General features: G+C 51.8%; 4 protein-coding genes. 1 reads left to right on the forward strand and 3 read right to left on the reverse strand.

Annotated features, from left to right (window positions below; translation table 11 throughout):
• Window positions 1-41: 41 nt before the first annotated feature.
• Genes EZJ49_RS12215 through rplT form a run of 3 tightly spaced genes read right to left on the reverse strand, consistent with a single transcriptional unit; the run spans window position 42 to window position 2,797 of the window.
• Entirely contained in the window at window positions 42-1,358 is a 1,317-nt protein-coding gene (locus EZJ49_RS12215; RefSeq protein ID WP_262552430.1) for a hydroxymethylglutaryl-CoA reductase, degradative, read from the reverse strand.
• Window positions 1,355-2,398: a type 2 isopentenyl-diphosphate Delta-isomerase gene (fni, locus tag EZJ49_RS12220; RefSeq protein WP_262552431.1), complete on the reverse strand. Its 1,044-nt coding sequence runs from the start codon at window positions 2,396-2,398 to the stop codon at window positions 1,355-1,357. Before fni ends, EZJ49_RS12215 begins: the two co-directional genes overlap by 4 nt.
• Before the next feature lie 51 nt (window positions 2,399-2,449).
• Window positions 2,450-2,797, reverse strand: coding sequence for a 50S ribosomal protein L20 (rplT, locus tag EZJ49_RS12225; protein WP_011164103.1), 348 nt, complete (start codon window positions 2,795-2,797; stop codon window positions 2,450-2,452).
• 455 nt (window positions 2,798-3,252) lie between these two features.
• Between rplT and EZJ49_RS12230 the strand changes: the two genes are divergently transcribed.
• Window positions 3,253-11,661, forward strand: a complete 8,409-nt coding sequence (locus tag EZJ49_RS12230) for a CUB domain-containing protein (RefSeq protein ID WP_262552432.1) — start codon at window positions 3,253-3,255, stop codon at window positions 11,659-11,661.
• Window positions 11,662-11,675: the final 14 nt, after the last annotated feature.

Below are 11,675 nucleotides of genomic sequence, written 5' to 3' on the forward strand. Positions count from 1 at the left end.
GTTTTTCCGGGAACCGAGAAGACCAAAGACAAGGCCTTCCCCTAAGAATGATGTTGAGTCGTTGTCGCCTGAGCCTTCTGAGCCGCGCGAAGTTCCTTCAGAACGTCGATGGCATTGCTCAGGGAAATGCGCTTGCGAATCGCCAGAATTTCTTCCAATTTTTTTTGCACCATCGGAATTTCTTTTTCTTCCGCGCCAGCACCCAAAGCCAGATTCTTGGTATGAAGCTTCATGTGGCCTTCGATGATTCCGACAGTCGTCAAAGCCTTCAAAGCCCCCAGGTTTTGCACCAAGCCCACAGCCGCAATAATACGGGAAAGTTCATTGGCGGACTTCGTATCCAGCATTTTCATGGAAAGCATGGCGGTCGGATGCAAAGTAGTCACACCACCCACGGTTCCCACAACCAAAGGCGCTTCAAAGACGCCCACCAGGCTTTTGCCTTCACGGTACCAGCGAGTGATCGACCGGTACTGACCATCACGGCAGGCATAGGCATGAATCCCCGCCTCCACCGCGCGCCAGTCGTTTCCTGTCGCGATCAAGATAGGATCAATCCCGTTCAGCACACCCTTGTTGTTGGTCGCAGCACGATAGGGATCTTGTTGCGCAAACAAAGAGGCTTCTTCAATTTTTTCAGCCAGTTCCGGTTCGATATCATTGATACGAACCACGGCGCGAGTGACTTTGGAATCCACCAGATTGGAAAGGATGCACATCGTGACCTTTTCACCGGTGAATTGTTCAATCGGCTCTTTCAGGAATTCACAGACCTGATTGATGATGTTGGCACCCATGGCATCGCAAGGGTCCATCAGAATATGGATCACGGCCATGTCGCTGCCGTCACCGCGAGGCACGCGACGCACTTGCAGATCGCGCACACCACCGCCACGACGAACCAGGCCGAAGGCCACTTCACGGTTGGCCGCTTCAATCAAATAGTTTTTCTGGGAAAGAATTTGTTTTTCAAAATCAACAAAGCTGCGAATCTTAGCAAGTTGAATCTGACCGATGATTTCGTTCCCCACAACTTCTGTGGTGATGGAACCGGATTCACGAATCCATTTCGCAGTTTTAGAACAGGCTGCCACGATGGAAGTTTCCTCCACCGCCATGGGCACGACGAAGTCTTTGCCGTCCACGCGCATATTGGTCACAACACCCAGCGGAAGCTGGAAATAGCCGATCACGTTTTCGATAAATTTTTCGCCCAAAGACGTGTCTTTCAAACCGCCCTTGGCCAGATACTCGGCTTCTGCTTCGTTCAATGCACCGACTTCTTTAAGTGCTTTCAGACGCTCTTCGCGGGAAAGTTTTGAAAAGCCTTTAAAGATATCCTGAAGTTGTTTTGTCATTGAATCACCTTCTTGCTTTGGAGGTCTTTCAGATTGCGGGAGCCCGTGCAGAACATCGTTACTTTCAACTCTGTTTCCAAACGGGTTAGCAGATTTTCAAGAGCCTCATCGCCTTGAAGGGCCGCTTCCAAAAAAGGTTTTGCAACCCCGACCTGGGAAGCACCCAACGCCATTAATTTACCAATTTCCAAACCATTTCTCACGCCGCCCGATGCCCAGAGCTGATACTCTACCCGGGCCTCTTTCGCGTTGAGCAGACTTTGTGTCGTGCTGATCCCCCAGTTCGCAAAAGTTTGCGCCACCTGGTACAGCATTTCAGATTCTTCGGAACGATAGCCTTCCACGCGGCCCCAGTGAGTCCCACCCTTGCCGCTGACATCCACGGCAAAAATGCCCGTATTTTCCAGACGTTTCAATGTCGCAACGGAAAAACCACAACCGGTTTCTTTCACAATCACCGGCACACCTGCCAGTTTCACCAGATTTTCAATGGCCTGCAAACCCGTGCGGAACTCGGTGGTGCCTTCGGGTTGCAGAACCTCCTGCAAAGGATTCAGGTGAACGAACAATGCCACCGCCTCTGTGGAATCAATAAGTCGGCGGATTTTATCAATCGGAGATCTGATCAGTTGAGCGATTCCAATATTTCCCAAGAGTCGGGCTTTCGGCGCCTGTTTGCGCACTTTAGCCCATTCTTCGGCCGCATTGGAATCTTCCAGCTCGCGACGTTGTGATCCCACACCCATCAAAATCTGGCGACGGTCACTGAGGCGCGCCAAAGCCTCGTTGATCTCACGGCCCTTTTCATGGCCGGCAGTCATAGAGGAAATAAAAATCGGTGAAGAAAGTGGGATGACATCCCCGGAAAAAATAAAAGAGGTCGAAATATCGACCTCTTTATAATTCAGATCCGGCAGAGCTTCATGAATTAAAGTGATCGAGTCCAATCCATTTTGTCCCGCGGTCTGAGACCTTGGGTCCAGCGCGATCCTGATATGATCGCGCTTTCTTTGTTCAAACTGGCTGTTGGACTCGTCCATTCATTTACCTGCCTCGGTTAGCTTCTTCGGAAGAACCGAAGGGCCGATCAGTTACGCCAAAGCGTGTTTGCAAAGCGCAGTGAATGCTGCTGCGTCGTTGATTGCAAGGTCAGCCAAGATTTTACGGTCAACTTGGATGCCAGCTTTAATCAAACCACCGATCAAACGAGAGTATGTAGTCCCGTTCAAACGAGCCGCTGCATTGATACGTTGATTCCACAAAGTGCGGAAGTTACGTTTGTTAACTTTACGGTCGCGGTAAGCGAACGCCATACCACGGTCATTTTTTTCTACCGCGTGGATGTAAGCGCGGGAACCAGCGCTGTAGTAACCTTTTGCTCTTTTAAGAACTTTTTTGTGACGAGCACGATTTGTTTTACCAGATTTTACACGAGCCATTTTAAACCTCATTACGCCACGGACTTAGCCGGGCACAGAAAAGACAATAATTCTTTAATAAATTTAGATTAGGGAGGACTCTTAACCATTGCCTTAGCCAGTGATAATTACGGACTCACCGTTTTAGGTCGAAAGAGCTGGGAAATCAAGCTTTTTGAGGACTTAGAGGGAATCCCGCTAAAACATGAATAATAATCCTTTTTGGCAGAATCTTGAGGACGTTGCGGCAGCTTAATATTGCCCTCAAAATGGCTATTCCTCATAAATTCCAAGCGGAAAGCCCAGTGTTTCCACGAATTTCCAGAACATTTTACAGGTTTTTGACCATTTAGCATTGCGCTCAAAAAACCGAATAAGAACCTATGATTGGAACGTTACTTAATACCACTAAGCTGTCCAGCTGGGGGTTCAGATCCCTCCTGCTATTCCTTCCGCTGATTCTGGCGGGATGTACATTGGAATTGCAACTGGCCGGTGAACACGCCATCCCCACAACTTTGAAATGGAATGGCGACAGTTTAACTCAGCAAGGTGTCCTGAAAGCCGAATGGAACCGTCCTTCCAAAGCCGACATCAAAGAACAGCAAATCCTTTATTTCCGCGGCGATTCCTGCGAAACCCCGATCCTGCCCGTGGCCCATGTCGGCCCGTCCGAATCATCTCATCTGCCGACCTTCACTCCTGAAGACGGTGTTGAATACACGTTCAAGGTTTTCATTCTTCTATCTAACGGAAGCATGAGTTCATCATCCTGTTCCAACCCTATCACCTATCTGGGTGCCTTTTCTGTCGAAAGTCTGTCGCAATCCCTGATCAATGAAAACAACGTTGCCAGCGCCCCTTTCCAGGGAACTTGTCTTTTAGGCTCTGTGATCGAGTTTTCCGCAGGCGCTGTCACAAATTTAAAAACTTTCACCTGCACTGACCGCCAGTGGAGCGAGACTTTGGATCTAAGTCCGCTTCCCACTCTTTTCAGCGGGGATCTGATTGCACTGGTGACCGCTCCGAGTGGGACTCCGAAAGAATACCGTCTGGCTATCACCAAGGACGTGATGCCTCCGACCATCACACTGGACAGTTTGCCTGTGATCACGTCCTTAAATCAGACAGCTTATATTATCAGCGGCACTTGTTCAGAAGCCAGTCGTGCGGTGAGCTTGGTGACCGGCGGAACCCTTCAGGACACCGTCCCCTGCACTGGTGGCACCTACACAAAAACTCTGGATCTGACGGCTTTGTCAGGAGCCTCTGTCACAGTGACAGCAACTCATACAGACCCTGTGGGGAACACACGAACTGCCTCGGCCACTGTGAGCCGTGATGTCACTGGCCCTGTGGTTTCGTCTTTGGCTTTGAACAATGGCGCGGCGGTGACCAACTCTTTGTCGGCCACTGTGAACAGTGCTGTCAGTGACGTCACAGAAATGCTTCTGACCTCGAATGCCACTTGCACGGGAGGATCTTGGGTTGCTTACAATACTTCAGCTTCCTGGACTTTAACCAGTGCCAATGCAACAAACACGGTCTATGCAAAATTCAGAGATGCCAATGGCAATGAAACTGCGTGCTTAAACGATGATATTTTGCACGACAATATCGCTCCGACACTGGCATTTACTGCGCCGACTGCCGGCGCTTTGGTGCATTCAGGAAATGTCACGGCCTTCACGGTCAGTGGCACTTGCTCCGAAGACACCCGCTCCATCACACTTTCAGGACCGGCTTCTTTCACTGGAACCACTCTCTGTAACGGCAGCAGTTTTTCTGCTATTTTAGACCTCAGTGTGCTGCCCCAGGGAACATTCCAGCTGACCGCCACCTTAAATGATGCTGCGGGGAATTCTCAGGCGGCGAACTCCCCGACTTACCTGAAAGACACGGACGGTCCCACAGGGGCCCTTAGCATCAATGCCGGGGCCGCGACAACCAATGATCTGGATGTGACTCTGGGCCTTACGGGCACCGATGCGGATGAAATGTATATTTCAAATACAGCAGGATGTTCTACGGGCGGCACATGGGAAAGCTTTGCCGCCAGCAAAACCTGGACACTGCCTACGGCGGACACCTTAAACACCGTCTATGTTAAGTACAGAGACAGTGCGGGAAATACATCTCCTTGCTATAGTGACGACATCACTCACATCAGCACCATTCCTTCCCTGTCACTGGCATCACCAGTGGATGGAAGCTATGTCAATCTTGCCAATGTTTCGGCCTTTGTGCTTTCCGGAGCTTGTTCAGAAGAAGGACGTCCCGTAAGTATTTCTGTGACCGGGCAAAGTGCAACGTCAGCCACTTGCGCCAGCGGGGCTTGGACGAAAACTTTGGATCTCAGTGCCTCACCTCAAGGCAATCTGACTTTCACGCTGAACCACACTCGCGCCAATGGGGCGGCTGCTTCGGAAGTGAACAAGGTCTTTGCCAAAGACACCGTGGTCCCCACCGTGGATAGTTTTGTCATCAATAATAACGATGTCTATACCAACAGTTTGAGTGCGACCCTTTCCAGCTCCACCACTGACGGTGTTCAGATGTACGCCACTAATACGGCATTATGCTTAAGTGGCGGCGCGTGGGAAACTTTTGCGACCAGCAAGTCCTGGACGCTTCCTACAGCGAACAACACTAACACCATCTATTTCAAAGTTCGCGATGTTGCGGGCAATGAATCGGATTGTGCGTTTGATTCGATCATTCATGACTCTGTGACGCCCACCGTGTCTTTGACTTCTCCGGTGGCGGGAACATTTATTAATTCCATCAATCAGGTGGCCTTTGCCCTGTCAGGCGCTTGTTCTGAAAATGGTCAGGCGGTGAATCTGTCTGTCACCGACCAGCCAGGTGTCACTGGCAGCGCCACCTGTACGGGAAACACCTGGTCCACGACTCTTGACGTAAGTTCCCTTGCAAACACCTCCGGCACTCCTTACACGGTTGTGGCATCACACAGCCGTGTCAGTGGTAACAACATCACTGCCAGTTCGACTTATCCTAAGGATGCGCAAGCTCCGGCGGCGGCCACCTTATCCGGGGCGCCGACGGGAACCAATCTGGTGAATAATTTGAATGTCACCGTGGGTGGCACGGACATCAGTCATTACCGCTATTTTATTGTACCCCCGGGAGGAAGCGAAGTCTGCACCAACAGCGCTGCCTACACGGGCAGTGACCTTGCTGTTGCCACGAAAATCACTGACGCTCTTTCCGCACAGGGATCTTACAAACTGTGTGTCTTTGGTCGCGATGCGGCTGGGAACTGGGCCACGTCGGCCACTGAAGCCACTTGGGTACGTGACACACAAGGTCCGGTGATTCTGAATGTAGATGCCATCACTGCTGATGGCATCTACGGTCCGGGCCAGACCATTCAGGTCCGTGTGAACTTTGATGAAAACGTGACGGTCGTAGGAACTCCCCGCCTGACTTTGGAAACCGGCAGCGCGGATCGTGAGGCGATGTATGCCAGCGGTTCTGGCACGACGTCTCTGGTCTTTACCTATCAAGTACAGGCCAACGATCAAAATCCGGATTTGGATTACACCAGCACTTCGGCTTTGGCACTTAGCGGGGCCACCCTTCGTGATGCCTTGAACAACAATGCCACATTAACGCTGCCAGCACCGGGTTCTGCGAATTCTTTGGCCGGCACCAAAGATATCAATATCGACGCCTACTCAAGTCCGCTAGCCAAGGCCATTTTAGGCAATGTCCCTATGGGCGCAGACTCCAATGACAGCCTGAACATCGCCGTCACCGGCCTTGATGTGGTGGCCTACAAATACAAAGTGGGACTTTACGATACGACGGATTGTTCCAGCGCCGCAGACTATTCCGGCGAAATCGCCGCAGCCACGCCGATCACCAACGATATTAGTGCTCACCCAAGATATTCGATCTTCAAAATCTGCGTCCTTGGCAAAGACAGTTCCGGAAACTGGCAAAAGACCTTCACGGCCACGCAGGCGCAGTGGCACTACTCTGAAAACATCCCGACCTATAATCTTTGCGACACAGTGAAATCATCCACGGCCCCCAAAGGCCGTCTGTATGACTCTGGAGGACCTACCGCAGACTATAACAACAATGAAACCATTGCGAACTGCTACTTCTCCATCACGACGGGCGCCGCCATTTCGGCCTTGATATCCTATGATACGGAAAACAATACGAACTACGACTTCTTACGACTGCGCGAAACCGGAGCTGCGGGAGCCATTCTTCTCGGGCCTGTTGCAGGCACAGTTTACAACACTCCTGTAGCTTCAACTTCAGGCACCCTGTATGCCGAGTTTAAAAGTGACACTTCTGTAGTGAAATCCGGAATCATCCTTTCATGGGGCGGCATTCCCAACTTATCCCCGACGCTGGCTTTTGCCTCAACTCTAAATACCACGCCCAATACTGTTTACACAAAAACAGCCACAGCTTTGGGCCTGAGCACGGCAACAGTGTTCTCAGTTTCGGGTTATGATGCGGAAATCCGCAATATCACTGCCGGAACTGGTTTTGGATCTTCAGTTTTGGTAGCGCCGGGGGATAGCGTTGAAGTTCGCATGACCTCTCCTAACGCCAACGACCAGTATCGTCTGGCGCACATCCGGGCTGGTGATGTCAGTTACTACTGGACAGTGGCCACGCCATTGACACCGACGGCGGTTTCCCATGTGACCTCGAGCAACGCCAATGGCACCTATAAGCCCGGCGATGTCATTGATATTCAGGTGGTCTTTACAAAACCTGTGACCGTGGTAAGTCCGACCCCGTCCCTGTCCTTAAATTCGGGTTCTGGTATTCTGGCCACTTATCTTAGCGGCAGTGGTTCGACCGAACTAACGTTCCGTTATACAGTGACCTATGAAAACACTGCCGCCGATCTGGATTATTCCACAACCTCCGTCACAAATGGGACCTCCATCAAAGATGTCCTGAACAACAATGCCACAACAACGCTGCCAGCAGTGGGTTCCGCAAATTCATTGGCGGGCCGAAAAGATATTATTATTGAGGGCTATCCTGCGGTGATTGCCTATGCCACAAATGTTCCGGCTTCCAATTCAGCCGCGACCTCTTTGGATGTCACCGTCGGCGGAACGAACGTGGTGGCTTACAAATACAAACTGGGTACTGCGGCAACGACAGACTGTCTGGCTGCCACTTCATACAGTGCAGAAACGGACATCAGCGCCAATATCACGGCGGATCTCACCACCCTCCCTGACGACGAGCGCCTGAAGCTTTGTCTTTTGGGTAAACACACCAATGGCACCTGGCAGCCCCTGTGGCATCCAAGTGAATATCAATGGGATCGCTACAACGTTCAAAATCATAATACTTTGTGCGTAAACTCTGCCACCACCGCCACAGCCGGATTCCTGTATGACTCGGGCGGACCAAGTGGCATGTATAACAACAACGAAACATGTCAGTTTGAAATCAACACGGGCGCACCGATCACGCTGTCCTTCCTGACCTTCAACACCGAGGCTGCTTGGGATAAGGTGACTGTCTATGATGGCACGACAGCAGGAACCGTTCTGCTGAACAATGTGTCCGGGACCGCAATTCCCGCAAGTCAAACGGCCAACTCCGGCAAGATGACGTTCCGATTCACCTCTGACGGCAGTGCCATTCGCGACGGCTGGATCGCCTACTGGGGCAACGTGGGCCCATTAATGTCATCAGCCCCTATATTCACGAAAGTTCACAATGCAACATTGAATACGCGCTATACTACTGCCAATGTCACGCTGGGTACCATCAGCCAGGCTTCCATTGCCACCATCACCGGCCATGATGCGCTCATTCGCAATGTGACCACGGGCAGCTACTGGGGCACTTCTGTGCCCGTCAGTTCCGGCAACGTCATCCAACTTCGCATGACGTCCCCAAGTGCCAATGCTCAAACTCATACCGCCAGTGTCACCATTGGTAATGTCGTCGGCACTTGGGAAATCAGCACCCCATATCCGGCACCAACGCCAACGCTGAACGGATACCCGGTGGGTGTTTCTCTGACGACCACTCTGAATGTCACAGTTTCCGGTTTCCGCGTAAGCCAATACAAAAAAGCCATCATCACATCCGGCACCTGTGCGACAGCATCCTATTCCGGAGCCGTGGCTGCGAGCACCGTGATCACCGACAATATTTCCGCCTTGCCAAATGGGCCAGTCACCTTGTGCGTTCTGGGTGGCGATCAGGTGAATCTGTTCCAGAGTCCGGCAGATGCCGTTTCTGTAACATGGTCCAAGGACAGCATTTCCACTTTGAATATCACCAGCACCCTGATGAACCGGGTTCAGGAAGGTGTTGGAGATCAGACGATCACCGTCAGCCTAAGTCCTGCGAAATTCTACGACGTGACTGCCTACTATAAAATCACAGGTGATGCCGTAAATCCGGATCATCACAATCTGACATCGGGCTTTATCACCATTCCGGCCAATACCACCACAGCCAATATCACCGTCAACTTCCCGGATAACAATCTGACAGACGGTGAAAAACTGATGAATCTGCACTTCACCCATACCGACGCTCCGGCCGCCGTACTGGGTATTAACTATCAAACCCAGTACTTCATCGCCGATGACGAAATGAACCTGAAGGCCTCGGCTCTGTCCATCAGCCGCGGACACCAGTGTGCGATCATGGAAGACACCTCCCTGCGCTGCTGGGGTGGTAATATGAGCCGCCAAGTGACTGGCGCCAACACCGACTTCCAGGACATTGCCGTCCCAGTCACAATCGCAGGTGTTGCGGGCTTCCGCAGTGTCGCCACGGGTGAGGCTCATACTTGCGCTGTCTCCTTGGACAACAGACTCTTCTGCTGGGGAAACACTGACGACGGTCAAGTCGGCGGTGGTTCCAGTTCGGGAACTCAGAGTTCTCCGCTGCATATTGATACTGGTACGACTTATCTGTCGGTTGTATCCGGAGATCTGCACACCTGCGCCCTGACCACTGACAACAAAATCAAATGCTGGGGCCGCAACGATTACGGACAACTGGGTCTGGGGGACACCACCGAAAGAACTTCCCCGACGGACACCGACAATGCTTCTTCTTACAAATATCTGACAGCTGGTTCGCGTTCGACCTGTGCAATCCGCATGGATGATAAGCTGTTCTGCTGGGGATATAATGCAAACTACCAACTGGGCGATGGTTCTGCGACAGCTAAAAATCTGCCTGCTGCCATCGATGCAACGGAATCTTATAAAATGGTGGCAGTGGGTTCTAAGCATGGTTGTGCCATCACATTAACTGACAACATGAAATGCTGGGGCACGAACAACTACGGTCAGGTTGGAGACAACAGCCTAACCACCCGCTCCCAACCGGTGGCCGTTTATGGGGGCGGACTTTATAAATTTATCTCCGTCAATGACGACAGCACGAATTCCACAGCTCGTGGCTTTACTTGCGCCATTACCACGGCCGATGTGCTGCAATGCTGGGGTGCCAATATGATGATGCAGGTGGCGGACCCGTCCCTGTCAGCACGGAATCAGCCAACCGTTGTGGATGCCGGAACGACTTACAGCGATGTTCGCACCTCTGCAGCCCGAGCTTGCGGTATTACTCAAACCGGTGCCCTGAAATGCTGGGGGAACCTGAATGGCGATATAGCGCCTTATAACGGATATGCCTATGGCTCCGGAAATTTCTATCATATGTTCTCGCCAAAAATGGTTCCGGTTCTGGATACAACCTTCACCAAGCTGTCTGTATTCGGCGCGGATGCCATCGGGGATTCATCCTCGGGGACCTGTGGTCTTTCCTCTAATAAACTTTTCTGCTGGGGCAGTATGTCCACCGCCTACGGCCCCTTCGGGGATGGCACAGAGGCCACATCTGTGCGTCGTTCGGCTCCGGTGATGATTGATCCAACCACGAATTACAGTTATCTGTCGCCAAAACGTCACTTTGATGTCTGCGCCGTCACCAGCACCGGCCAAATGAAATGCTGGGGAACCAACACAGTCGGAGAACTGGGCGAAGCTGCCGCCGTCGGACAGACGGTCTCTTCTCCGAAATTGGCAGACAGCACCGCCTCTTATAGCAAGGTTATTTCCTACGAAAATGCCACTTGCGGAATCACCACCACAGGCGTTTTGAAATGTTCCGGCTACAATGCTTTTGGACGACTGGGACTGGGGGACACCACGAACCGCACGACTTTCACAGTTGTGGATGACGGTGTTTCCTACAGTGACATTGACATCGGCGCAGGCCATATGTGCGGAATCACCACAACAGGTGTTTTAAAATGCTGGGGATCAAACAGCGCCGGACAAATTGCAAAAAATTCCGGCACCAGCTCTTATTATCTGCCGGATGTGGTGGATTCCGGTGTTGCCTATGTCAAGATTGCCGTGGGACCGTATCATTCCTGCGGCATCACCGCCGCGAACAAACTGAAGTGCTGGGGACAGAACTTCAACGGCCTGCTGGGAGACGGAACCACCATGAACAGATATACTCCGACTCCGACCGATGCCACAGCTGATTACTCTGACATCTCAGCAGCACCAACGCACACTTGCGGTGTTTCAGCAGGACAAATCAAATGCTGGGGGAACTCGACAGCATCAGGACTGGGAACACCCCACTTTGTGGGAAGTAACTCTGTGAATCACCTGCCCACTGTCGTGGACAGTGGAACAACGACCTATACCGCCGTTTATGCCGCGAACTATGCGACTTGCGGAAAAACCTCCGGCGGAGAAGTTCGCTGCGTGGGCCGCGCGCACGGAAATAATTTCGGGTTCGTGGACGCCGGAAGTTTCAAAACCTTCCCGGGCACCGCCAACGGTATCTATCACCCGACGTTCATTCACAAATGGCAAGGATATTGACCTTCCTTTTAAAC

Source organism: Bdellovibrio bacteriovorus (assembly GCF_025558485.1).
Classification (GTDB): Bacteria; Bdellovibrionota; Bdellovibrionia; order Bdellovibrionales; family Bdellovibrionaceae; genus Bdellovibrio; species Bdellovibrio bacteriovorus_G.